Below are 23,742 nucleotides of genomic sequence, written 5' to 3'. Positions count from 1 at the left end.
CAAAAGCGGTTTTTGTGATGGTAATCGATCGTCTAGGATATGAAAGGCTTTTTGCTACAAGTCTAATGATTGTTCGATCGAGAATATTACAACTTAGGTTCTATGGATTTAAAACTTTGGCCCGGTAAACCCTATCCCTTGGGTTCAACATGGGACGGTCAAGGCACTAATTTTGCCCTATTTTCCGAAAACGCGACAGCAGTCGAATTGTGCTTGTTCGACGAAAAAGGGTGGGAAACCCGAGTCCCGCTGACTGAAGTCTACAACTTCATCTGGCACTGCTACATTCCCGGCATCAAACCAGGTCAGCAATACGGCTTTCGCGTCCGCGGCCCCTACGATCCCGCAGCCGGACACCGGTTCAACCCCGCCAAACTGCTGATCGACCCCTACGCCAAAGCGATCGCCGGAGATGTGGTGCACGGACGGGAACTCTTCGGCTACGACTGGGACGACGAAGCCGAAGACCTATCCTACAGCGCATTAGACGATTCTCATTTAATCCCCAAAGCCGTTGTCATCGATGAATCCTTCGACTGGGAAGGCGACACTCAGCCACAACTGGCTTGGCACAAAACCGTCATCTACGAGATGCACGTCAAAGGCTTTACCCAACTGCATCCCGACATTCCCGAACCCTTGCGGGGAACCTACGCCGGACTCGCCCATCCCGCCGCCATCGACCACCTGAAATCCTTGGGGATTACCGCCGTCGAACTCCTCCCCGTCCACCACTTCATCGGCTGTCCCGGCTTTCTGGATGCCAAGGGACTGCGGAACTACTGGGGCTACGACTCGATTAACTATCTCGCGCCTTACTCCAGCTACAGCGCCAGCGGCGACACCGGCGAACAGGTGAATGAATTTAAGGAAATGGTCAAAGCCCTGCACGCTGCTGGCATTGAGGTGATTCTCGATGTGGTTTACAACCACACCGGAGAGGGCAACCACATGGGCCCGACCATCTCGTTTCGCGGCATCGACAACGCCGTTTACTACCGCCTCGTGAAAGACAATCCCCGCTACTACATGGATTACAGCGGCTGCGGCAACTCCCTCAACGTCTTCCATCCCCAAGTATTGAAGCTGATTATGGACAGCTTGCGGTATTGGGTGTTGGAGATGCACGTCGATGGGTTCCGCTTCGATTTGGCGACGGCTTTAGCGCGGGAAACCGATCGCGTCGATACTTTTGCTGCTTTTTTCGATATTATCCACCAAGACCCAGTTTTGTGCGATGTCAAGTTAATCGCCGAACCTTGGGACATCGGCGAAGGCGGCTATCAAGTCGGAAAATTCCCCTTGCTGTGGTCGGAGTGGAACGGTCGCTACCGCGATACCATGCGCGACTTTTGGCGGGGAACCGATGAAACTCTCTCTCAGTTTGCCTACAGCTTTACCGGAAGTTCCGATTTGTACGAAAGTAATGGACGGCGACCCCACGCCAGCATCAACTTTATCACTGCCCACGACGGGTTTACCCTGCACGATTTGGTCACTTACAACCAAAAACATAACGAAGCTAACGGTGAAAACAGTTGCGACGGGGAAAACCACAATCAGTCTTGGAACTGCACGATGGTGGAATTCCCATATACCGAAGCGCTAGGAGAGGGAGAATATCCGCCTCCGCCAGACCCCTGTGCTGGGGACGGGGAAACTGAGGATCCCGAAGTGCAGGCGTTGCGAGAACGCCAAAAGCGGAATTTTTTAACTTCGTTACTGCTGTCCCAAGGGGTGCCGATGCTGGTGGCGGGAGACGAAATGGGGCGAAGTCAAGGAGGCAATAACAACGCTTACTGTCAGGACAATGAAATCTCTTGGGTGGATTGGGGATTGCAGTTCAAAAACGCCGATCAACTCGAATTTACCCGCGAGTTAACTCGCTTGCGGCGCGAACATCCGGTATTTCGCCGGCGTAAGTGGTTCCAAGGGCGCGCCATTCACGGTTCTCAAGTTAGCGATATTGCTTGGTTTAACCCGGATGGCGGGGAAATGACTGACGAACAGTGGCAAGTGGGATATGCTAAGGCGATCGGCATTTTCCTCAACGGCGAACAACTTGCTACGCCAAATGCTCGCGGCGAACGGATTATCGACGATAGTTTTCTGTTGTTTTTCAATGCTTATTGGGAGACGCTGGATTTTGTGATTCCCCCTCGCTTTCAAAGTTTGCAGTGGATTGCTGTGCTTGACACTGCTGAACCGAAATTTGTGGAATCTCAAGGGCGAATTTATGCAAAGGGGAAAGCTGTTCCGGTGACGGCGCGATCGGTGGTGATTTTAAAGTGTCTCAAATAAGATTGGCGATCGAACATAGCTGATTTATTAAAAACCCGGTTTCTTGAAGAAATCGGGTTTTTAATTGACTCTAAGTGGCTACTTTTGCTCTCACTTGACTCACAAAATTTGATAGCATTTGCAATCCCGTGCTTGAAGACTTTTCCGGGTGAAATTGTACGGCCATCAGATTGTCTTTAGCTATGGCCGCCGTCACCGTCTGACTTCCGTGCGTCACCACTGCAGCTTTGACTGTTGAGTCCACCGGATCGACATAATAGGAATGCACTAAATAAACCCAAGGTTGAGATGAAAGATTGTGCCACAGTGGCAAATTGGGTTGAGTAAATTCTAACTGATTCCATCCCATGTGCGGAATGGTTAACCCCGGTTCTGAGCGAAATCGGCGCACTTTTCCGGCAATAATTCCCAATCCTGGTTCTGTACCTTCTTCGGAACTGTCAAACAGCATTTGCAAGCCCAAACAAATGCCTAAAAAAGGCTTTCCAGAGGCGATCGCATTTGTTATCGGTTCTATCAAATTGCGCGATCGCAAATTCTGCATTGCCGGGTCAAAGGAACCAACTCCCGGCAAAACCACCGCATCAGCCTGCTCGATTGCAGCAGGAGAATCCGTAATTTTTGGCACTGCGCCCACATTTTCCAAGCCTTTACAGACCGAGTGCAGATTGCCCATGTCATAGTCTACTACTGCGATGACAGACATTGACTTACTTGCCTTATATGATCAATTTTTAGTATTATTGCACAAAACGTCAGTAGTTAGTAGTTAGTAGTTAGTAGTCAGTAGTCAGTAGTCAGTAGTCAGTAGTCAGTAGTCAGTAGTCAGTAGTCAGTAGTCAGTAGTCAGTAGTCATTAGTCATTAGTCATTAGTCATTAGTCATTAGTCATTAGTCAGTAGTCAGTAGTCAGTAGTCATTAGTCAGTAGTCATTAGTCATTAGTCATTAGTCAGTAGTCATTAGTTAACAGTTAACAGTTAACAGCCAACAGTCAACAGTTAACAGCCAACAGTTAACAGCCAACAGTCAACAGCCAACAGCCAACAGTCTGATGAATTTTCAATTCCTGATTCCCATATTCGAGAGTCGTAGGGACTGGTTCATCAGTATTTCTGCTGTAAAACCAGAGGATTTTTGATACTCGCCCCTACCCAGCGACAAGGTTTTCTGCACGTCAATTTACGGGAGATTATATGAATACCAAAATCCTGCTAACTTCATTTGACACTTGGCGATCGCATCAGCAATCAAATTCTTCTGACGATTTATTAGCTAACATTTCCCAAATTCAATCTTTGCCTGATTCCCTAACTTTTTTGAGGAAACTACCCGTAGATTCCCAGCTAGCAGCGAATTTGGCGATCGCCCAAATCAACCAACTCCAACCAGACATAATTATCTGCTGTGGCATGGCAGAAAGCAGGGAAAAATTAACCGTGGAATCCTGCGCTTGCTGCGATACGGACATTTTGAAAACAACAGTTAATCTTGAAGCGCTAGTCGCAGATTTAGCCGTCACAGAAATCAGTCACGAAGCCGGGAAATATGTTTGCGAAGACCTCTATTATGCGGTTTTAAAGCATATTCATGATTCTCAAATACCCACTCAATGTATTTTTGTCCACGTCCCGATTTTAACTCCCGACAACACCGACAAGATTGTTGCTGATTTTTTATCTATTGTGAATCGCTTAACAATTAACTATAGTATTTCCAGCTCTCATATGAGGTAATGTCGGGCATTGGCCAAACAGGGCATTGGCCAAACAGGCCAAACAGGCCAAACAGGCCAAACAGGCCAAACAGGGCATACCTCACAACGCGATCGAGCCGCTATATCTAGCAACTAACAACTAACAACTAACAACTAACAACTAAGAGGGCGGGCACGGGGCACCGCCCCTAGCAACTAACAACTGAGAGGGCGGGCACGCACCATCCACCGCCCCTACCAACTACCAACTAACAACTAACAATTAACAATTAACAACTAACAACTAACAATTGGCAATTGCCAATTGCCAATTGCCAAGTTTTTAGCCGCCGTAATTCCAACCAGTGCTTTCTAATAGCAACGGATCGCCTTCTCGGTGAACGCCGGCAGCCACCACTTCTCCGACATACACCGTATGATCGCCGTGTTTTACAGCACCGACAACATTGCACTCAATGTAACCCAGAGAGTCGGAGATAATCGGACAACCAGTTTCGGCCCCGGCATAAAATTCTACATCCTCAAATTTATTGCCAACGCGCCGCTGCTGCTTGAAGAATTTCTGGGCTAACTCTTTTTGTCCTGCTTCTAGGAAACTCAACGCAAAGACTCCGCTGGCTTCGATCATGGCGTGGGATTTTGAGTCTTGCTTGACGCAGTTGACGACTAAGGGAGGGGTAAAGGAAGATTGCATCACCCAGCTAGCGGTGAAACCGTTGAGTTCCTCCCCGTCTTTGACGCCGCAGATGTACAATCCGTGGGGGATTTTCCGCAAGATGGTCTTTTTAGCTTGTTCGTCTAGCACGGGCTTACCTGTCGATCTATAATTCTACACAGGCCAGTTTACCAAGTTGCGCCCACAAACCCAACTGTCTTAAGGGCGATCGGGCTACACTGATATTGTTCAGATTGCCTGTCTGGCTGTTTTCGATCGCAAATATGCTGCTTCGCGCCACCTTTATTTTGTTAGAATTAAATTTAGGTATTTGTATTGTTTGACAACCAAGTATATACGAATATTTTTAGCTGCGGGTTTGCATTTTTTGGTTCAATGTAGAACAATTGTTGTTTTTATGCTGGTAGTTGGTGTTTTTGCATTTAGCAGGAAAGCTAAATCCCGTGAGGGATTGCAGGAAGAAATGGCTTGATTTTGCCCTAGTCGTTTAGTCAGGGCGGGTTGATAGATATTCTGGAGGTAAGTTACAGATTGTTGGTGAAATTCCCCCCTAAGATATAATACTAACTTATATCGTTTCCGGTCAATTAAAAACGATAAAATTGGTTTTTAGTGCGGACTTTAGTCCGTAAAAAGGAGCGGACTGAAGTTCGCACTACGAACGTTTCTAGCCACAAAAAGAAGCGGAATAAAGTCCGCAATACGAACGTTTCTAGCCGCAATTATATCTTCACGAATCCCCAAAAATAAATATCTAAAATACCAAGATTTGTAGATACTATATTGACCTGTCAAGGGGTAGCGAGCAAATATTGATTGGGAATGTGTTATGCAACTCCGTGCTTCTTAAACCAATTTTGCAGCTTTTGCCAAGCATCCTTGGCATCTTTTTCTCGGTAAGTGGGGCGATAGTCGGCATTAAAACCGTGCGGCGCATCTGCATAAACTACGATTTCGGAACCGCTGCTGCCGGTTTTGAGCAGTTGCTGCATTTTTTCGACTGTATCCAGGGGAATTGAGTCATCGTTGCCACCGTAAAGACCCAATACGGGCACTGTCAAAGTTGCTGCAAGGTCGATCGGCTGTTTGGGAGTTAAAGCCGTAGAAGCTCCAACCAAACGCCCGTACCAAGCCACTCCTGCTTTGACTTTTGGGTTGTGGGCCGCGTACATCCAAACAATTCGGCCTCCCCAGCAAAATCCGGTAATTCCCAACTTATTAATATTGCCTTTTCCTGACTTTTGTGCCCACTCTACGGTAGCATCTAAATCGGACATAACTTGAGCGTCGGGAACTTTCGAGACAACTTTACTAATAATTTCTTGGATGTCGGTGATTTTAGAAACATCGCCTTGACGGGCAAACATTTCTGGGGCGATCGCCAAATAGCCTAATTTGGCAAAACGGCGGCAAATATCTTGAATGTGTGCGTGAACTCCGAAGATTTCTTGAATTACTAAAATTACTGGAAAATCGCTGCCAGTAGCGGGCATTGCTCTGTAGGCTGGAATGAACTCGTCTTTCACGGGAATTTTTACTTCACCTGCTATTAAGCCAGTTTTATCTGTGGTAATAGTTGCCAACGAAATAGGATGAACTGCTAAGGCAAATCCGGCGGTTAATGCGGTGACAGTCATAAATTCTCTGCGAGTTAAATCTTTCATGGGTAATGGGTAATGGGGAATTGGGAATTGGGAATTGGGAATTGGGAATTGGGAATTGGGAATTGGGAATTGGGAATTGTCAACCACTACTGACTACTGACTACTGACTACTGACTACTGACTACTGACGGAAAAGCCGATCGTGCTCTGGATGGTACAAGCGCGATCGCCCTTGGGCTTCTTTTCCCAACGCCGGACTGATAACATACATTGTCGTTCTGAACAAACTATTTTCGCGGGTAGCAACCGCCATTTTGTCAAGGGGAACCAGGACAATTTTTTCATCCGGCCAGCCCAAGCGATAACAAATCGCCACTGGTAAATCCGATGGGTAATGTTCCATCAATTTAGCTTGAGCTCGATCGACATGGCGCGCGCTCAAATACAGGCACAAACTCGCTTGATGGGCCGCTAAACTCGCCAATTCTTCGCGATCAGGTACTTCGGTACGGCCGCTAATTCGGGTCAAAATAATTGTCTGTACAATTCCGGGAACTGTCAACTCAATTTTAAGTTTCGCTGCGGCAAGTTGGAAAGCGCTAATTCCCGGAATTACCTCAAAAGCAATTCCCGCCTCGGCCAAAGCTTGCATTTGTTCGCCCACAGCGCCGTAGAGACAGGGATCGCCGGAATGGAGGCGGACGAGGCTTTTCCCGGCGCGCACTCGTTCCACCATCAAAGGTACAATCTCTTCGAGAGTCTTATCTGCAGTTTGGATAACTTCAGCATCTGCGCGCACTCCCTGCAAAATTTGCTGCGGGATTAGGGAATCAGCAAATAATATGACATCGGCGACAGCCAGTAATTTTTGAGCCTTAACAGTCAACAAATCCGGGTCTCCCGGGCCTGCACCTACAATGTACACCCCTGAAAGGGGGGCTTCAATTTCTGTCAAACTCATGGCTGCTAAAAAATTTGCTAAATTTACCGGCGCTTCCGGATGCACCGATTTTGGCTGGAAGTAAGGGATGGTAGATGCACCCTGGTTTTGAGCCCTAGAGACTAACCTCTCTGGGGTTTTTTATCGATCGCCCGGGGATTTGCGATCGATATTTGCCCGATCGCTATTGGGGGAGACAACATCGGGTAAAGGTCGATCGAGCAAATAAAGCCAAGCCAACCCGCCCAAACCTAACACAATCCCACTCAAACTTACCATCTGTGCAGCCCTGAGTGGCCCGAACATCAAACTATCAGTTCGCAACCCTTCAATCCAGACTCTACCCGAACTGTAAGCTGCCAGGTAAACCAAAAACAAAGCACCTGTTTTCAACCTAATTTTTCCCTGCAAATCGCGGAAGAACAAAGTCAGAAGCAACCCAAATACTGTCAAATTCCACAGAGATTCGTAGAGAAATGTGGGGTGGAAGTATTCAAAATTAGCGTAGCCGATCGGGCGGCTGTTTGGCGGAATATAAAGTTTCCAAGGTAAATCCGTAGGACTGCCAAAAGCTTCGGAGTTAAAGAAATTTCCCCAGCGTCCGATCGCCTGACCGAGAATTACCGAAGGCGCTACTAAATCTGCCAATTGCCAAAAAGAAACTCGCTGGATTTTCGCAAAAATTAAAGCTGCGATCGTGCCGCCCAAAATCGCCCCGTGAATAGCAATTCCGCCTTTCCAAATCGCAATAATGTCTTCGGGTCTTTGGGCATATTGCGGCCACTCAAAAGCCACGTAATAAATTCGAGCGCAGGGAATAGCGCCCAGAACCAGCCAAATTGCTAAATCGCCCAGCAATTCTGGGTTGACGCGGCGCTTTTCGGCCAAATATTGGGACAGACTGACCCCAATTAAGACGGCAGAAGCTATCAACAGCCCGTACCAACGGATAGCTACGGGGCCGAGTTGAAAGATAATCGGGCCGGGGGATGTAAATTGAAACGCTAAGGGCAGCGCAAGAATATTTAGCACCATAAAAGTTGCATTAATTGTGATGGAAAGCAGTCAGATTGCATACCCTAAAATAAACTCCAGAGTTTATTTTAGGGGGCTGCGGTCATTTACACGCAATTTTTGGGGGATTTGGTCAAAAATTAACTGGATTCTTGATTGTGCAGATTTCTGTCTGGAGTTTTCTTTGTGAGTCTACAATAACAGCCCCCTAACCCCCTTTTTTAAAGGGGGGAACCGGATTATTTTTAAAGTCGCCCTTGTTAAGGGATTTAGAGGGATCGAGACTTCACCTTTTTCAGAATTAACGGCAGCTTTGGTCGAGAAGTTTTAATATGGAGGATGGCTTTAAATTTTCTGATGACCTATGCCTTCTACTTCCGTTTCTCAGGTGTACTCTTCTGGTAATTCCAAGGGTGCGAATCAGTCTCGCAAGACTGCTGCTTTGGCTGTTGAGTCTGGTAAAATTCCGCCGTTGTTGGGCGCGAGTTTGGCTGAGTTAACGGAGTGGGTACAGCAAAACGGGCAACCCGCTTATCGCGGGAAGCAGTTGTACCAGTGGATTTATGAGAGAGGCGCGCGATCGATCTCTGAGATTTCTGTATTCTCTAAACAGTGGCGCGAGACTGTTGCTAAAGTCCCGATCGGGCGATCGACCATTCACTATCGATCGGTCGCACCAGACTCTACCGTAAAGTATCTTCTAAAATTAGCAGACGGTCAAATCATCGAAACCGTCGGCATTCCCACCGAAAAACGGCTGACAGTGTGCGTCTCAGCCCAAGTTGGCTGCGCGATGGGCTGCGACTTTTGCGCTACGGGAAAAGGCGGTTTCAAGCGCAATTTAGAAGTAAACGAAATTGTCGATCAAGTCTTGACAGTACAGCAAGATTTCGGCCGCCGAGTCAGCCACATCGTATTTATGGGAATGGGCGAACCCCTGCTGAATTTCGATAATGTTGTAGCTGCTGTCAAGTGTTTGAATCAAGATGTAGGAATTGGACAGCGAAACATCACCATTTCTACAGTAGGAATTCGCAATCGCATCAGCCAACTAGCCGAACATCAACTGCAAGTTACCCTCGCCGTCAGCCTCCACGCTTCCAATCAAAGATTGCGCGAAGAGTTAATTCCTAGCGCCCGCCCTTATCCTTTGGGTGAGTTAGTAGCAGAATGTCGGGAATATGTGCGATCGACTGGACGCAGATTAAGCTTTGAATACGTGCTCTTAGCAAACGTAAATGATTTACCAGAACACGCAGCCGAGTTAGCAACTCAGTTGCGCGGTTTTCAGTGTCACGTCAATTTGATTCCTTACAATCCGATTCAAGAAGCTGAATATCAGCGTCCGACTCCCAATCGAATCAATAATTTTGTTGCGGTTTTGAAGGAAAAGAAAATAGCAGTTAGCGTGCGGTATTCTCGCGGCTTAGAAGCCGATGCCGCCTGCGGACAATTGCGGGCATCTGAGGTTTAAATTTTAAGAGTGTATGAGTTATGAATGGTGAAAAAAACATATTCACCATTCATAATTCATGTTTGCCAAGGGTTAAATGCTAATCGGACGACAATTAAATCTATAATTTAACGCTGGGCATATGAAACATGACCAAATAGAAGATGATTTAAAAAACGAGCCTAGCCTTAAACTTTTAAGAACTGACAACGCACCTTTAATTATCAGTTTTTTGTATCGCGAGTTCAAGTCTTCAAATCGGATTACGGTTTCCCAATCAGAACTGGTAGAAAAACTTGAAAATTATTTGGATAAGCTGTGCGAAGATCAACCGGAACTATATCGTGGGAAAGCACAGACTTACCTGGATACTTGGTGTAACAGCGATCATCAGTTCTTGAAGAGATATTATCAGACGAAGGATGACGATCCGGTTTTTGAACTTACACCGGGTACTAATCGGGCGATTGGTTGGCTGGAAGATTTGAAGAGGAGAGAGTTTATTGGCACTGAATCACAGTTTTTAGAGATATTTTCACTTCTCAAAGAAATTGTCACCAAAAGTACAGAAGATCCAGCAGCGCGTTTAGACGAATTAGAAAAACAAAGAGCAGCTATTCAGAAAGAAATCGACACAATCAAACAAACTGGTGAGGTTGAGCGCTACAGCGAAGCTAAGCTCAAAGAGTGGTTTCTAAAAGCTAATAATGTGGCCGGCCGGCTGCTTGCTGATTTTGGAGAAGTAGAGCAAAATTTTAAAGCAATCACGGACAAAGTGAAAAAGGCACAGCTAAAAGAGGAGGGGGGAAAGGGGTTAGTTGTGGCACTGGTAATCGATGCGGATGAAGAAATTAGGAAATCCGATCAGGGGCGCAGCTTCTATGCCTTCCGAGATTTTCTGACAGATCCTTCTAAACAGGAAGAATTAGAACAACTGATTAATGGGGTATATGGCTTGCCAGAACTTCAAGATTTGGGTCAAAAACATCCCATACTCCGAAGAATTAAACGCAGTCTGATTCAAGCTAGCGACAAAATTATTAAATCTAATTATCGTCTGGCCGAACAGTTGCGGAAAATGCTGGAAGAAGAGCATATCGCCGAGAACAAACGAGTAATTGAACTGATTAAACAAATTAAAAAATCAGCACTTGCGGCGATCGATAATCCTCCAAAAACTGAGGAATTTATTTGGATAGAAGGCGACCCCGAAGTGCAATTGGTGATGGAAAGACCGTTGGGTAAACCAACAGAAGAGCGGAGTTTTAAAAGCTACAATTTGAGCGACGCAACTGTTGATCTACCGAGGGAACAAATTGATGCTTTGCGAAATTATTGTTATGTGGATGAGGAAGTATTGAAGCGGCAGATTGCAGCAACATTGGAGGGCAAAGATTGGGTAACGCTAGCTGAAGTAATTGAGAAGTATCCGGTGGAAAAGGGTTTGTCGGAAGTAGTTGCTTATTTGGCGATCGCCTCTCAAGACACAAAACACGCGATCGATGACTCAGTGAGCGATCGCATTACGGTAAGTTCCTTTGACAAGCAGAACATCCTGCACCTGACACTCCCACAAGTTATTTTTAAAAGATAAACACAGCAAATTCATGATGACAAACGAGATTATCGCATCCTACGCACCAGCACTCATCAAATTACTACAGGGTATCCTGTATGAAGATGAAAATAAGGATGATTGGGGTGAGCTATTGAAGAATGAAAAAAACGTCAGAGAATACTTTGGAAAAATTGGGCTGAGACTTTATTTAGATGAAGCGGAAGGATATGCTTTTTTACAGCAGCCAGATGGTGACGAGGGCGACGCAAAAGCAAAGAAACTGCCCAGGCTGGTTAAGAGAGTTCCCCTGAGCTACGAAGTTACGGTACTATGTGTTTTATTACGCGAGAAATTGCTAGAGTTTAATAACAGCACCTCTGATTCGGATCGCTGCATTGTGTCTAAACATCAAATTCACGATTTGATGCGTCCGTTTTTTCCAGAGCAAACTGATGACCCAAAGCTTTTGAAAAAATTTGACGAATCTATCAATCGAGTTGTCAAGTTGCACTTTTTGAAAGAGTTAAAGAATAAAGAAGGCGAATATGAGGTTCGCCGCATCCTCAAAGCTAAAATTCCCGCTGAAACATTGACGGATATCAAAAAAGGGTTAGAAGCTTATGACAAATCTAATGCTTGAATTTGAGAGTGACAATTCCAAAGCTGGATATCGCTTGCATCGGCTGGAAGTATTAAACTGGGGAACTTTTAAGCAGGGTACGATCGCACCCTGCGGTCAAACTTCCTTCCTTACGGGGGCAAATGGTTCGGGTAAATCTACTTTGGTTGACGCACTGCTGACACTATTAGTGCCGAATGGAAAGCGGAATTATAACTTGGCTTCAGGTTCAGGAAAGCGAGAGCGAGACGAAAAGACGTATGTACTCGGAGCCTACAGCACAATTAAAGCTGAAGATGACTACAAATCTAAACTGCAGTACCTGCGTACCAAAGATGATTATTCAGTTTTACTCGCTTATTTTTATAACGAAGGATACAAACAGAAAGTCACTCTGGCTCAGGTTTTGTATGTAAAAGAGGGAGTTGAAAAGTTGTTTCTGGTTGCCGCTGGCGAACTGAGCATCGCCGAACACTTCAATAACTTTCAAAGTTTTCCAGAGTTAAAAAAGCGGTTGGAATCTTTCCAAAAAGTTAAAATAGAACAATTTCACACATTTGCTGACTACAGCAAACGATTTCGTAAAATTTTTGGTGTGGAATCGGAAAAAGCTTTCGATTTATTCAATCAGACTGTTAGTATCAAAGAAATTGGCAAATTAAATGACTTTGTGCGCGGTCATATGCTGGAAAAAACTCATGTTGATAATTCCATAAAAGATCTGATTGAGTATTATGAAAATTTAACCTCTTCCCATGAAGCCATGCAGAAAGCCAAGAAACAGCTAGAGGTTTTGAAACCGCTAATCGCTGAGTCTGAAAGTTACGAAAATGTCAAAGATACTCTGGATGAGTTAAATAAAGTATGGCCAATTGTTCCTGCCTATTTTGCTCAGCGTAAAATAGGTTTGTTGCACAAAGCTATTGCAGAAAAACAACAGGAACATACTCAACTAAGCCATGATTTATCAGAAATAAGCCTAGTTGTAGAAGGCTTGCGACAGCAAGAGCGAGGCTTGATAGTCGCCATAGACAATGATGAAACCGGACGGAGAATTAAAGAATTAGAACAGGAAATTAAGGTTTTAGACAGTCAGATAGATAGCCATCGACAAGCCGCCGAAAGATACAATCAAATTGCTAGAAGTATAGGATTTTCTGATTACACGGATTTGGATACATTTAATAGTTCTATAATCCAAGCAAGGGAAACTCAATCAGGTTTTGTTGTTCAATTGGAAGAATTAACAGCCCAACGCGATGAGCAAAAAAAATATGAGCAGCAAGTTAAAGATACTTGGACTGAGTTAAAGAAAGAACTGGAATCTTTAAGACAGCGAAAAAATCAGATTCCTGCTGAAAACTTGCGAATCAGAGAAAAGATATTAACAGCTTTGGGAATTGCTGAGGCAGAAATTCCTTTTGTGGGCGAACTGCTGAAGGTAAAGGATGGAGAGCGCCAAGAATGGGAAGGGGCGATCGAAAAACTGCTGCACAATTTTGGACTGCAACTCTTAGTTCCTGAAAAATACTACCATCGATTCACTCGATATGTCGATCGCACTAACCTCCATGGCCGCGTCGTTTATCAGAAAGTTGACAATAAAAATTTAGATTTGGTCTCCAAAAACTTAGATGATAATTCCTTGTTTAACAAATTGGAGTTTAAATCTGATACTAAATATACTGCTTGGCTGGCTAATGAAGTATCAAAAAATTATGGTATCTGCATCTGTTGTCAAGATTTAGATCGGTTCGATCGGGAGAATTATGCTATTACCAAAAATGGCTTGATTAAGAATGGTAATAGACATGAAAAAGACGATCGCCCTTCCATCAATGACAACAAAAAAAGATATATTTTGGGGTGGGACAATTCTGATAAAATTAAGGCTTATGAAGCTGAATTGACTGAGCGTAAAGCAGAGCTTAGTCGAGTAGAAAAAGCTCTACAGGCTATTGATAAAAAACTCGAAGAGTGCAGAGTTAAAAAAAATCGGCTAGAACAGTTATTGGGATTCGATGATTTTTCTGCGATCGACTGGAAACCGCGCGCGATCGAGAAGCAAACTCTAGTAGAGCAAAAGCAGGAGTTAGAGGAGAATTGCGATCGTTTAGAGCAGTTGAAGACAAAGCTAGCTGTTGTGTGCGCTGACATTCAGACAAACGACGCAGCTAAAAGTGTCGCCGAAAGAAACATTGGTATTATCGATCGCGATATCGAGCATTACCAAAAACAGAGCGCTGAATGCGAACAACGATCGAGTTTATCGACATCCCAAGAGATTCAGACTTATACTCCTGATATTGAAGAGAGTTTCAGCCATCAAATTCCGAGCCTCGATAACATTGACACTTGGGAAACTAGAGTAAAGGAGTCTTACGAGACTCGAATAAGCGCCGCCAACAACAAGTTGAATTCTCTGCGAAACAGCATTGAAAAAAAGATGAGTAGTTACAAGGGGGACTATCCCGCAGAAACTGCAAATGTTGACGCATCAGTAGAATTTATCCCTGAGTTCAAGGGAATGCTAGAAAAAATCGAACGAGATAATTTACCCACACAGGAACAAAGGTTTAAAAAACTGCTTGATGAGAAAATTAATAGCGCTATTTATAATTTTAAAGATACTTTAGAAGAATGGGAAAGTGACATTAAAGACAATATTTACGATCTCAATCAATCCTTAAAAATGATTGAATATACCCCCTTGACTTATATACAAGTCCAATGGGATGCCAACGGAGAAAACCAAATTAAGGAATTTAAAAATCTCTTAAAAAAAGGTTTGTGCTATGCTGATGTAGGGGTTGAGCGAACTTCGGAAGCTGACGAAGCTAGCTTTAAAAAAATTAAAGAGCTGATCGATCGCCTCCAGTCAGATGAGCGGTGGACAGCAAGAGTCACCGATGTGCGTAATTGGCTCAATTTCTCAGTCAGCGTCAAGAATAAAGCCGACGATACGGAGAGGGAATATCACTCGGACTCTTCTGGAAAATCGGGCGGGCAAAAGGCTAAATTAGCTTACACTATTCTAGCGTCAGCTATTGCCTATCAATTTGGATTAGTACAGGATGAAACTAAATCTCAATCATTTCGTCTTGTGGTGATTGATGAAGCTTTTAGCAAGTCAGATGAAACAAATGCAAGGTATGCGATGGATTTATTTAAACAATTAAATCTTCAGCTTCTGGTAGTGACGCCCAAAGACAAAATTCAAGTTCTTGAGCATTATGCAGGAGCTGGTTACTATGTTGAAAACAGTATTGAAGAGAACGACTCCAAGGTTTATAATATGTCCGTAGACAAACAGCCTGTCGGACAAATTGCTTCAAATTAACTGCGTCTGTTGATGATTACCCCCGAAGAAATCAGAAAAAAAGCCGATCGACTATATATTCCCTTCCTGCAATCCTTGCTCCAGGGAGAACCTTTTTTCCCGCGAGATTTTCCCGCTGGTAAAATTCCCGACGACTACCTGAAGCTAAGAGATGCTGTACAGCAACTTCTGAAAGGCTCAAAAAAGTTCGTTGGCTACGGGTATCAAGTTGAGCTGATCCAGCGGAAAACTCGCAAATTTGATATCCAGTCTTTACCATCCCGAATTACATTTGAAACAGAGACAGATTATCTCAAATTCCTGAATAAGGAACCTGAACTTGCTGATTTTAAACAAGTGGTAGCAAGGATTAGAAATGAAATTCCTGATTTGAATATCTGGCTCAATCAAAATCCTCAAAAAGTAATCAATCACTTAGGAAAATGGGAGAATTTATTGCCTGTATGCTTGTATTTTCAGCACCATCCCAAACCTCAGCTTTATATTCGCGAACTACCGATAAATGTTCACACTAAGTTCATCGAACAAAATAAAGGTATTCTAAATGAATTGCTGTCAGCTATCCTGCCAGATGATGCTATTAATCAAGAAGAAAATGATTTTGAAAAGCGATTTGGTTTGCGATATGCTGAGCCATCGGTAACTATCAGAGCTTTGGATCAAAACCTACAGGTGAAGCATGGCATTAGCACCTCGGAGATGAGCATACTCATTTCTGATTTTGAACGTCGCAATCTTCAAGGATACCGCTTTATTATTACTGAGAATCTGATGAATTTTCGCACTTTGCCTGATTTAACCAACAGCTTTGCGCTGTGGGGAAAGGGGTTTAATGTAGCTATTTTAAAAGATGTTGAGTGGCTAAGGAATTGCCAAATAATTTACTGGGGCGATTTGGATGCCCAAGGGTTCCAGATTCTTTCGCAGTTAAGGTCTTATTTTGATAAAACAATTTCTGTTATGATGGATCGAGAAACTTTCGATACATTTCAGGAATCTGCTGTGCCGGGTAAATTGTGCAAGGTTGCTAACTTATTTTACCTGACACCGGAGGAGCATGATTTATTTGCTGATTTATGCAAGCAAACAATTCGTTTAGAACAGGAAAAGATACCGAAGGATTTTGTAATTTGCAGGTTGAATAATTTGACCTATCGGTAATATCGTTTCCGGTAGCATCGGAATCATATATTTGGATGAACTCGCGTGATCCCCGCTCGCATTACCTAATTCCGATGCTACCGGAGATGATATAAGCCCACATAAAAGAAACAGCTCTTTACAAGCGTTTAATCAGTATCCACCGCAACTCCAACGGCGGCGTTTCTTGCACCGAAAATAAATCGCGCCCGCTAGCCCAACTGACAAACCAAGGTGTCGGCGGCCACGCCGACTCAGGCAAATGTTTTTGTTCGTATTCAATCACAGATTCATCAGAAATAATTTCTAACGGCAAACCTTCGATTGCTGCTTGCAATTCTTGTTTAGTAATCAGATAAGACCAACACAATTCAGACATTTGTTTTGCCATCTCGTCGGGTTCGTAGCCATCTACTGCTAAGAAAGCACTGAATAAGATAAACCCGCCGCTTAAAACAGCATCGGACATTTTACCGAGGAATAAGCGGACTTGTTCGGGGTAGCGGAAGTGGGAGATAACTTCGGTAGCAATGGCTAATTTGTACCGATAGGTTTTCATCCTCAATAAAGGGTCTAAAACGTCGCCTTGAGTGACATTGATCGGCAAGTTTTCGGCGGTGGCTGCTGCTGATAGTCGATCGGCAAATATCGGTGTTAGCTCGATCGCATCCACGGCATGACCTAACCTTGCTAAAGGCAAACTATTGCGCCCTGGGCCCGCACCGACATCTAAAATAGGTGCTTTACTTGATTCCCCTAATTCGGTGGCAATGGCGATGACTTTGGCATCGGGATGGCTACCAAATAAAGGTTCGGGGCGAATATCCGGCCAGCTATGATATTTCTCGGCCATTGATTCGATTTGAATCTTGGTATTCAGAGTAATGCCGTCGGCTAAACCGGTTTGGGAATTGGCGGGAAAGTATGAAACTATTAGATTAGCGTGGGGAGAATTTTTGAATCCTTCTGCTAAGGCGTTGGCGATTAATATTCGCAAGTTTTCGGCTTGGGCAGCGTCGATGTTTTGTCCGAGAATGTTTAAGAAGTCTGACAGTAATTTAAGATAGTCGTCTAGCATCGATGGCAAGCAAGGCAGATAGAATTCTCCCTTGATGCCGATGTTCTTTTTGAGCCTGTCTTTCAGGATTAATTGCAAGCGATTGCAGTCGGTCAGCGGCGGCCTTTTTTGGGGCGAGTCGCTGACTGGTAATTCCGGGACAGATGCGGAACTGGTGAGGTTTTTAGTCACAATGTTGTTGATGGGATTCGGCAATAAGGGCGATCGCACCGAGCATAATCTTGTGCTCTTGCACCTGAATTCTCGCGTGCAGCGTTTCTGCGGTATCATCAGGCAATACCGGCACGGCAGCCTGCATTAAAATCGGCCCGCTGTCTACTTCTAAACGGGCGATATGCACCGTACATCCGGTGATTTTAACCTTGGCTGCGAGTGCTTGTTCGACAGCGCGAATTCCTGTGAAACTCGGCAGCAAACTGGGGTGAATGTTAATAACTTTGTCGGGAAAAGCATCGAGCAAAACTTTGGTAACGATACGCATCCAACCCGCCATTACTACCCATTCTACATCATGAGCTTGAAAAGTTTTAACAATTTTTGTATCTAATTCTTCGCGGCTTTTGCAATCGCGGTGATTGAGCAAAATCGAAGGAATGCCGTATTTTTTGGCTCTGGTCGCGGCTTTGGCGTCGGGGTTGTTGTAAATTAATACTGGAATTTGAACATTAAGCTGTTGGTTTTGGATTGCTTGGGCAATTACCTCGAAGTTGCTGCCACTTCCTGATGCTAGAATTCCTATTTTTAAGGACGCGGCAATCTTCGCCTTTCTCTCTATGAGTGCGGGAGGAATTGCGGGAGAAATCAAACAGTCTGTAGAATTAGTATTTGCTGCAATCATCAAAGTTTTACCGTGTTGTCAAAGAGGAACCAGCGGGGCATAGAAAGTTTTCCGGGTCGTTATTTTTAGGAACAATTGGTCTCGGTGGAGGTGAAGTAGAAGGCCAATTTGTTACGCAACTAAATGCAATGCTAGTTACAACATTTTCTGGATCGTCTTTCACTTTAACTAGAAATACTGCACCTGTATAACTTCTCAATCGAGGGGTTTTAGCTTGAACCGTCATGATTACATCTTGAGTGAAATCACTTTGAGATAAAAATTGATAGCGGTAATTTTCTTCTTCAAACTTCATTCCTATACCCAGTTCCTCAAACGTTCTAGCAAATTTGGCATTTTCGGCATAGAAAGCTTGTTGAGAATTAAGCGCAGACCGAATATCTTGCCCACTTTCATAGGCTTGTCGCGGAGTTTCTGGCTCAAACGTGTTAAGTATTTTTATTTTTGTATTTCGAGGCAAAGCTGTAGTGTTGGAAACTTTTTGGAGAAAAAGTGCACCCGTTGTAAAAGTAGTTGGTCTGGCTTCTTCCGGCTTTAAACCCATGAATTCTACGCGCATTTGACCGTTGCGAGTAAATTCAAAGATTGTCTGCCAAGTTTCGATTGCATTGGCGGTTACATCTATTGCCATCGGCCGGGTAGTAGAGTTAATTCTGTATTTTAATTCATAGGCAGTTAAAGGCTCGGTTGGAGGTGCAAAAGGAAATGACCAAGTGAGTATAAATAATTTGCCTTCTTGTGTAAAAATTACTGTTACCGGAACGGATAATAGATATTGTAACTGCCACTGTCCTACTAATTGTTCGGCTACAGTTTTGGCTGTGGGAGTTGTTTGGGCGGGGACTGGGGCTGGCGCTGCGACGATCGGTTGGGCGATCGTCGCACTTATAGCAAGCCTGCTCGCAGACAACAGGCAACAGCCACCAATCAGCAATCTGGAAATATTTAAGTATGTTTTTTGCATAAAAGTCAACCCCTGACCTGCACAATCATTGTACCGCTTGCTGGCAGCGCTATTTTACAATATCATCAAAAAACTCTTCTCTAAGAATCGAATAAATTTTCAGATCCCAATATCTGCCTTTCACAAATAGCTGTTGCCGCAAAATTCCTTCCAATTGCATCCCCACCTTTTCCATCACCCTCGCCGAAGCAATATTGTTAACTTCACATCGAGCCATAATTCGATTCAGCAACATCTCCCGAAAGCCGAATTCAATAACCGCATTGACAGCCTCGCTCATGTATCCTTCCCCCCAATATCTCCCAGAAAGTGCGTAGCCTATTTCGGCGCGGCTGTGGTTCATGCTCCACTCCACAAATCCGCAAGTTCCGATAAATTTTTCATCGACTTTGTGGACAATTCCCCAATCTACAAGCTCTCGTTTTTTGTACATTTTCATCAGTGATTTGATGAAATATTTAGTATCTTCTAGCGAGGTGTGAGTTGACCACATTGTATATTCTGAGACTTCCGAATGGCAAGCATATTCAAACATATCGCTGGCATCGTTTAAAGTGATTTTTCTCAGCAATAGTCTCTCTGTTTCTATAGTGGGTAAGTTAGATAATATATCGAGAAAATTCATTGTGACATTGACCTAGATTGTGATACCATTTAAAACTAAAAGCTACAATTTACAAGCAAATGGTTCCGATTAAATTTGGGCGTTTTAACTGGTTGGATAATGAGTCGATCGCAGCTTGGACTTTTCTGGCCCCGGCTTTGCTGTTTCTGGGTACTTTTTTGATTTGGCCGATCGCCTATTTATTTTACCTCAGCTTTACCAGCGGCAGCTTTACCCAGTCGGGAGTGCGTTTAATTGGTTTGAACAACTACTCGCGTCTAATCACTAACCCGGATTTTTGGCAAGTTATCCAAAACACCATCTATTTTACTACGGCCACAGTCATTCCCAGTTTAGTGATTCCATTGGGTTTAGCAGTGCTGCTAAATCGCTCCTTTGCTTGGCGGGGCGCTCTCCGCACCGCTTATTTTATCCCTTCGATTACCTCTTTAGTTGCCGTTGGCTTGGGTTGGCGGTGGTTGTTTCAAACCGAAGGCCCGGTGAATGATATCTTAATGGCGACCGGCTTAAATCCTATTCCTTGGTTGAGTAGCACAGTTTGGGCCATGCCAGTAATAATTCTACTCAGTGTTTGGAAACAATTAGGCTTTAATATGGTAGTATTTTTAGCAGGATTGCAAGCAATTCCCATAAATCGTTACGAAGCGGCAGAATTGGACGGAGCTAATGCTTGGCAACAATTTTGGCACATCACTTTACCAGGCTTGCGACCGACTTTAATATTTGCTACGGTGACTACAGCTATTTTTACCCTGCGGAGTTTCGAGCAAGTTTACGTCATCACCGGTGGCGGCCCTTTGAACTCTACTAATTTGCTAGTTTATTATATTTACGAGCAAGCTTTTTCACAATTCGATTTTGGCTATGCAGCGGCTGCGGCAACTTTCCTGATGGCTGTAGCTTTGATATTAGTTTATGTGCAACTAAAAGTTTGGAGCGAAGATGCTTGATATCACATCTGGTAGCATCCTTCCTGTATCGGAGGGGGCGGGTTTACCAGATTGTTGGTTTTATGCCGAGATGGTTGGTAAAACCCGCCACTACGCGCAAATTATACAATTAACCATGCCCATTACCCAATTACCAATTCCCCATTTTCTATTCCATGTGCTCTGCGGTTTTTTCAGCTTGTGCTGTGCCCAAAAGCTTACCGACAACGTGCAAAGACATATCAATTCCCGCAGCAATTCCCGCAGAAGTGATTATTTTGCCGTTATCTACAAAGCGCTGATTTTCAAGAATAGTTGTGTTTGGAGCTAATTCTCTCAATAAATCTAACGCCCGATGGTGTGTAGTTGCTGCCAATCCTTCCAACAAGCCAGCTTTTGCTAACAGCAACGAACCCGTACAAACAGAAAGCACTAATTCTGCTGTTTGCGAACAATCTTTGATCCAGTTAATAACTGCTGAATTATCGATCAACTTTCTCGTACCTTTTCCCCCAGGGACAATTAAAATATCCGGTGGCGGACAATTGGAAATAGTGCAGTCGGGATTTACGCTCAAACCGTTGCGGGCGTTGACAGCACCGGGATGTTGGGCTACGGTAGAGACTGCAAAAGGTCGCGAATCTTTATTTGATTCTGAATTTAATTCTGCTGTCACCGAAAACACTTCAAAAGGGCCTGCAAAGTCCAGCACCTCGACATCATCAAACATTAAAATAGCTACGTTTTTAGGTGGCATAAAACATACTTCTGATAGAGACGTAAAATCTCGGCGATTTGTTATCCTATAAACGGACTCATATCAAATCCGGTAGCATCGGAATGATTCAGATATATATTCTCTCCCTCTGTGTACTCTGCGTTCTCTGTGGTTCAATCATTCCGATGCAAGCGGAAACGGTATAATTTCAATTATTAAAGCTATGCCGAAAAATATTCGACACCGCGCCATAAAAATCTGTCTTTTGTGTCTTATTTGCTTTTTAGCAATTACTGTTAGACCAATTTCTACGCCCGCTCAATCTACGACTCAACTAGAGTTTCGGATTACTCAATTAGAAGGTCAAATTGCTGAACTCAGGGCACAAATATACAGCTTGCAGTCTCAAGGTTCTGGAGTGAGTCGCCCTCAGTCTCCGAACCGGCCTGGTTCGAGCCGGACAAATTCTAGGATGCTTTCGGGAGACCCGATGTTTGATAATTTAGCAACTTTGGCAATTGAAACTAAGCAGGATGTGCTCAAAATTAAAGAGCGGTTGTCTAAGTTAGAAGCATCCAGAAATCGCTAGTCATTGGTCATTGGTCATTGGTCATTAGTCATTAGTCATTAGTCATTAGTCATTGGTCATTAGTCATTGGTCAAAAGGAAGAGGGAAGACGCAAGAAGGACGAGGAAGAATGACGAGGGAAATAGTCAGAAGGAAAAGCGAAGTAGTAAAAAGGAAAAAGTCTCCCCTTTCCCACTCTCCCACTCTCCCACTCTCCCACTCTCCCCCTCTTCCCCTCTCCCACTCTCCCACTCCCCCACTCTCCCCGTCTCCGACTTTGAGCTACCCAAAAGCAGGGTCTGCTAAAATTCAGGTGGCAGAACTATTCAATGATATGGAAATAATAGGCTGCAACCAGGAAATTGATACCTAACAGCAACAGAAACCACGCTGCGCGAAAGGTGTAAGGGAATTTGCCCGTTTTCATCACGGAGTCGGATTTTAATTGGTTCTTTGCTATCTCTGCCATGATTCAAGCTCCTAATTCATAAGTCACTGTATTCACAAATAGCAGAGAGCGTGGCATATTTGCACAATCTAAGAGTGTTATTTTTTGTAACTAGGAGTTTATACCGAGTTAAATTGAGATTGATTTCAATCGATCGCTCCTGCGTGGTAGGAACTGCGGACGAGAGGCCCCGATCGCACGCGCTCAAACCCCATCTCTCTGGCGATCGACCCAAAACGGTCAAATTCGGCCGGAGTCCAGTATTTACGCACGGGGAGGTGTTCTAGAGATGGTCTCATGTATTGACCGAGGGTGAGCCGATCGCACTTGGCATCCCGCAAATCGGCCATCGCTTCGACAATCTCGGCGGAGGTTTCCCCGTGTCCCAACATCAAACCGGATTTGGTGGGAATAGTTGGGTCAAATTCCTTGACAATACGGAGAACGCCGATCGAGCGATCGTACTTAGCCCCCCTCCGCACCGGCCCTTGCAAGCGTCGCACCGTCTCAATATTGTGGTTGTAACAAGCCGGTTTTGCCTCCACCACCGTCCGAATCCGCTCTCGCTGCAACTCGTCGAGCTCGGAATTCTCCCCGTCGGGGACACCGCCCCTACCGATTCCTCCCCAAAAATCTGGCGTCAGTACCTCAACTTCAGTATCGGGGTTTAAGAGGCGGATTTGGGCGATCGTCCTTGCAAACCAACCCGCACCCCCATCCGGCAAATCGTCCCTCGCCACCGAAGTCAGCACCGCATAACGCAAACCCAACAATTGCACAGCCTCGGCCACCTTTTGCGGTTCCTCCGGGTCTAGGGGCATCGGAGAATGACCTTTATCTACTTGACAAAAAGCACAAGCGCGGGTGCAAGTTGGCCCCATCAACAAAAAAGTCGCCGTTTGTTGGGCGTAGCACTCGCCCCGGTTGGGACATCTGCCCTCCTCGCAAATCGTGTGAATTTGCCGCTGTTTAATAATTTTCTGCACTTGGGAAAGTTCGCTAGCTTTGCCAAGAGGCCGTCGCAGCCATTCCGGCATCGCTTCGATTTCATCCCGCATTTGGGCGGCAGTTGCTTTGACAGTAGGAGTTTGAGGAGTCTGGGGCGACATAAAATTTAAGGGCGATCGAGTTAATATATTCGATCGTATCCGAAATCAAAGTCCCTCAACTTGTAGCAGCCTCACCCCAAATCAAAATCAGGCGGCCATTGCAG

General features: G+C 44.6%; 22 protein-coding genes. 9 read left to right on the top strand and 13 right to left on the bottom strand.

All coding sequences use genetic code 11. The annotated features are described in order from the left end of the window. Window positions 1-102 precede the first annotated feature (102 nt). Window positions 103-2,301: a glycogen debranching protein GlgX gene (glgX, locus tag QT998_RS11180; RefSeq protein ID WP_333114654.1), complete on the top strand. Its 2,199-nt coding sequence runs from the start codon at window positions 103-105 to the stop codon at window positions 2,299-2,301. A gap of 70 nt (window positions 2,302-2,371) precedes the next feature. Here the strand turns inward: glgX and hisH are convergent, their stop codons facing one another. Further along, window positions 2,372-3,007, bottom strand: a complete 636-nt coding sequence (hisH, locus tag QT998_RS11175; RefSeq protein WP_333114652.1) for an imidazole glycerol phosphate synthase subunit HisH — start codon at window positions 3,005-3,007, stop codon at window positions 2,372-2,374. Between the two features lie 489 nt (window positions 3,008-3,496). On the opposite strand from hisH, the gene QT998_RS11170 reads away from it, so the two are divergent. Further along, window positions 3,497-4,036 carry a pyroglutamyl-peptidase I family protein gene (locus tag QT998_RS11170; RefSeq protein ID WP_333089344.1) on the top strand — a complete coding sequence of 180 codons (540 nt, stop codon included), beginning with the start codon at window positions 3,497-3,499 and terminating at the stop codon, window positions 4,034-4,036. 303 nt (window positions 4,037-4,339) lie between these two features. Here QT998_RS11170 and QT998_RS11165 read toward each other — a convergent pair whose 3' ends face one another. The 5 genes from QT998_RS11165 to lgt all read right to left on the bottom strand — a co-directional run bounded on the left by QT998_RS11165 (window position 4,340) and on the right by lgt (window position 8,272). Then, the gene (locus QT998_RS11165; RefSeq protein WP_333114650.1) at window positions 4,340-4,822 is read right to left on the bottom strand and encodes a flavin reductase family protein; all 483 of its coding nucleotides are present in this window, start codon (window positions 4,820-4,822) and stop codon (window positions 4,340-4,342) included. A gap of 16 nt (window positions 4,823-4,838) precedes the next feature. After that, window positions 4,839-4,973: a hypothetical protein gene (locus QT998_RS11160; protein WP_333114648.1), complete on the bottom strand. Its 135-nt coding sequence runs from the start codon at window positions 4,971-4,973 to the stop codon at window positions 4,839-4,841. Window positions 4,974-5,520: 547 nt separating this feature from the next. Further along, window positions 5,521-6,444 carry a dienelactone hydrolase family protein gene (locus QT998_RS11155; RefSeq protein ID WP_333217999.1) on the bottom strand — a complete coding sequence of 308 codons (924 nt, stop codon included), beginning with the start codon at window positions 6,442-6,444 and terminating at the stop codon, window positions 5,521-5,523. A 34-nt stretch (window positions 6,445-6,478) separates the two neighbouring features. Continuing rightward, window positions 6,479-7,258 (bottom strand): precorrin-4 C(11)-methyltransferase, encoded by a 780-nt coding sequence (gene cobM, locus QT998_RS11150; protein WP_333089351.1) that lies wholly within the window; start codon window positions 7,256-7,258, stop codon window positions 6,479-6,481. A gap of 120 nt (window positions 7,259-7,378) precedes the next feature. Next, on the bottom strand, window positions 7,379-8,272 hold the full coding sequence (gene lgt, locus QT998_RS11145) for a prolipoprotein diacylglyceryl transferase (protein WP_333114646.1): 894 nt from the start codon (window positions 8,270-8,272) through the stop codon (window positions 7,379-7,381). A 343-nt stretch (window positions 8,273-8,615) separates the two neighbouring features. On the opposite strand from lgt, the gene rlmN reads away from it, so the two are divergent. The 5 genes from rlmN (at window position 8,616) to QT998_RS11120 (ending at window position 16,382) form a co-directional block, all read left to right on the top strand. Continuing rightward, window positions 8,616-9,725, top strand: a complete 1,110-nt coding sequence (rlmN, locus tag QT998_RS11140; RefSeq protein ID WP_333089355.1) for a 23S rRNA (adenine(2503)-C(2))-methyltransferase RlmN — start codon at window positions 8,616-8,618, stop codon at window positions 9,723-9,725. Between the two features lie 121 nt (window positions 9,726-9,846). After that, entirely contained in the window at window positions 9,847-11,298 is a 1,452-nt protein-coding gene (locus tag QT998_RS11135; protein WP_333114644.1) for a DUF3375 domain-containing protein, read from the top strand. Window positions 11,299-11,311: 13 nt separating this feature from the next. Next, the gene (locus tag QT998_RS11130) at window positions 11,312-11,902 is read left to right on the top strand and encodes a DUF4194 domain-containing protein (RefSeq protein WP_333114643.1); all 591 of its coding nucleotides are present in this window, start codon (window positions 11,312-11,314) and stop codon (window positions 11,900-11,902) included. Next, window positions 11,883-15,221: an ATP-binding protein gene (locus QT998_RS11125; RefSeq protein ID WP_333114641.1), complete on the top strand. Its 3,339-nt coding sequence runs from the start codon at window positions 11,883-11,885 to the stop codon at window positions 15,219-15,221. The genes QT998_RS11130 and QT998_RS11125 overlap by 20 nt, the downstream gene beginning before the upstream one ends. Window positions 15,222-15,233: 12 nt before the next feature. Next, window positions 15,234-16,382 (top strand): Wadjet anti-phage system protein JetD domain-containing protein, encoded by a 1,149-nt coding sequence (locus QT998_RS11120; protein WP_333114683.1) that lies wholly within the window; start codon window positions 15,234-15,236, stop codon window positions 16,380-16,382. 118 nt (window positions 16,383-16,500) lie between these two features. On the opposite strand, the gene QT998_RS11115 is transcribed toward QT998_RS11120, so the two are convergent. From QT998_RS11115 to QT998_RS11100, 4 genes are read right to left on the bottom strand one after another with little or no spacing between them, the layout of a single operon-like run. After that, window positions 16,501-17,649, bottom strand: coding sequence for a class I SAM-dependent methyltransferase (locus tag QT998_RS11115; protein WP_333089361.1), 1,149 nt, complete (start codon window positions 17,647-17,649; stop codon window positions 16,501-16,503). Further along, window positions 17,603-18,277 (bottom strand): phosphoribosylglycinamide formyltransferase, encoded by a 675-nt coding sequence (purN, locus tag QT998_RS11110; protein ID WP_333114637.1) that lies wholly within the window; start codon window positions 18,275-18,277, stop codon window positions 17,603-17,605. The genes QT998_RS11115 and purN overlap by 47 nt, the downstream gene beginning before the upstream one ends. Before the next feature lie 7 nt (window positions 18,278-18,284). After that, window positions 18,285-19,241: a type IV pilin-like G/H family protein gene (locus tag QT998_RS11105; protein WP_333114635.1), complete on the bottom strand. Its 957-nt coding sequence runs from the start codon at window positions 19,239-19,241 to the stop codon at window positions 18,285-18,287. Window positions 19,242-19,290: 49 nt separating this feature from the next. Further along, window positions 19,291-19,866, bottom strand: coding sequence for a GNAT family N-acetyltransferase (locus QT998_RS11100; RefSeq protein ID WP_333217997.1), 576 nt, complete (start codon window positions 19,864-19,866; stop codon window positions 19,291-19,293). A 59-nt stretch (window positions 19,867-19,925) separates the two neighbouring features. On the opposite strand from QT998_RS11100, the gene QT998_RS11095 reads away from it, so the two are divergent. After that, the gene (locus QT998_RS11095; RefSeq protein ID WP_333114632.1) at window positions 19,926-20,816 is read left to right on the top strand and encodes a carbohydrate ABC transporter permease; all 891 of its coding nucleotides are present in this window, start codon (window positions 19,926-19,928) and stop codon (window positions 20,814-20,816) included. Window positions 20,817-20,964: 148 nt separating this feature from the next. Here the strand turns inward: QT998_RS11095 and QT998_RS11090 are convergent, their stop codons facing one another. Beyond that, window positions 20,965-21,552, bottom strand: a complete 588-nt coding sequence (locus tag QT998_RS11090; RefSeq protein ID WP_333114630.1) for a DJ-1/PfpI family protein — start codon at window positions 21,550-21,552, stop codon at window positions 20,965-20,967. A 226-nt stretch (window positions 21,553-21,778) separates the two neighbouring features. Here QT998_RS11090 and QT998_RS11085 point away from each other — a divergent pair, with 226 nt between their 5' ends. Further along, window positions 21,779-22,102: a hypothetical protein gene (locus tag QT998_RS11085; protein ID WP_228057580.1), complete on the top strand. Its 324-nt coding sequence runs from the start codon at window positions 21,779-21,781 to the stop codon at window positions 22,100-22,102. Window positions 22,103-22,403: 301 nt separating this feature from the next. On the opposite strand, the gene psaX is transcribed toward QT998_RS11085, so the two are convergent. Both psaX and lipA read right to left on the bottom strand, forming a co-directional pair. After that, a complete protein-coding gene (psaX, locus tag QT998_RS11080) occupies window positions 22,404-22,508 on the bottom strand; it encodes a photosystem I protein PsaX (RefSeq protein WP_255513042.1) in 105 nt (34 codons plus the stop codon). Between the two features lie 167 nt (window positions 22,509-22,675). Continuing rightward, window positions 22,676-23,638 (bottom strand): lipoyl synthase, encoded by a 963-nt coding sequence (gene lipA / locus QT998_RS11075; protein ID WP_333114626.1) that lies wholly within the window; start codon window positions 23,636-23,638, stop codon window positions 22,676-22,678. Between the last annotated feature and the right edge of the window lie 104 nt (window positions 23,639-23,742).

Origin of the sequence: Microcoleus sp. S1D4, assembly GCF_036700765.1 — a bacterium.
Taxonomy (GTDB): Bacteria; Cyanobacteriota; Cyanobacteriia; order Cyanobacteriales; family Microcoleaceae; genus Microcoleus.
Note: the sequence above shows the minus strand (reverse complement) of the source record. Positions and strands in the feature narration are given on the sequence as shown.

Excerpts from the sequence above, each read along its gene's own strand:
- glgX (WP_333114654.1), top strand. The coding sequence starts at position 103 with ATGGATTTAAAACTTTGGCCCGGTAAACCCTATCCCTTGGGTTCAACA.
- hisH (WP_333114652.1), bottom strand. The coding sequence starts at position 3,007 with ATGTCTGTCATCGCAGTAGTAGACTATGACATGGGCAATCTGCACTCG.
- QT998_RS11170 (WP_333089344.1), top strand. The coding sequence starts at position 3,497 with ATGAATACCAAAATCCTGCTAACTTCATTTGACACTTGGCGATCGCAT.
- cobM (WP_333089351.1), bottom strand. The coding sequence starts at position 7,258 with ATGAGTTTGACAGAAATTGAAGCCCCCCTTTCAGGGGTGTACATTGTA.
- lgt (WP_333114646.1), bottom strand. The coding sequence starts at position 8,272 with ATGGTGCTAAATATTCTTGCGCTGCCCTTAGCGTTTCAATTTACATCC.
- rlmN (WP_333089355.1), top strand. The coding sequence starts at position 8,616 with ATGCCTTCTACTTCCGTTTCTCAGGTGTACTCTTCTGGTAATTCCAAG.
- QT998_RS11135 (WP_333114644.1), top strand. The coding sequence starts at position 9,847 with ATGAAACATGACCAAATAGAAGATGATTTAAAAAACGAGCCTAGCCTT.
- QT998_RS11130 (WP_333114643.1), top strand. The coding sequence starts at position 11,312 with ATGATGACAAACGAGATTATCGCATCCTACGCACCAGCACTCATCAAA.
- QT998_RS11125 (WP_333114641.1), top strand. The coding sequence starts at position 11,883 with ATGACAAATCTAATGCTTGAATTTGAGAGTGACAATTCCAAAGCTGGA.
- QT998_RS11120 (WP_333114683.1), top strand. The coding sequence starts at position 15,234 with ATGATTACCCCCGAAGAAATCAGAAAAAAAGCCGATCGACTATATATT.
- purN (WP_333114637.1), bottom strand. The coding sequence starts at position 18,277 with ATGATTGCAGCAAATACTAATTCTACAGACTGTTTGATTTCTCCCGCA.
- QT998_RS11105 (WP_333114635.1), bottom strand. The coding sequence starts at position 19,241 with ATGCAAAAAACATACTTAAATATTTCCAGATTGCTGATTGGTGGCTGT.
- QT998_RS11100 (WP_333217997.1), bottom strand. The coding sequence starts at position 19,866 with ATGAATTTTCTCGATATATTATCTAACTTACCCACTATAGAAACAGAG.
- QT998_RS11095 (WP_333114632.1), top strand. The coding sequence starts at position 19,926 with ATGGTTCCGATTAAATTTGGGCGTTTTAACTGGTTGGATAATGAGTCG.
- QT998_RS11090 (WP_333114630.1), bottom strand. The coding sequence starts at position 21,552 with ATGCCACCTAAAAACGTAGCTATTTTAATGTTTGATGATGTCGAGGTG.
- psaX (WP_255513042.1), bottom strand. The coding sequence starts at position 22,508 with ATGAAAACGGGCAAATTCCCTTACACCTTTCGCGCAGCGTGGTTTCTG.
- lipA (WP_333114626.1), bottom strand. The coding sequence starts at position 23,638 with ATGTCGCCCCAGACTCCTCAAACTCCTACTGTCAAAGCAACTGCCGCC.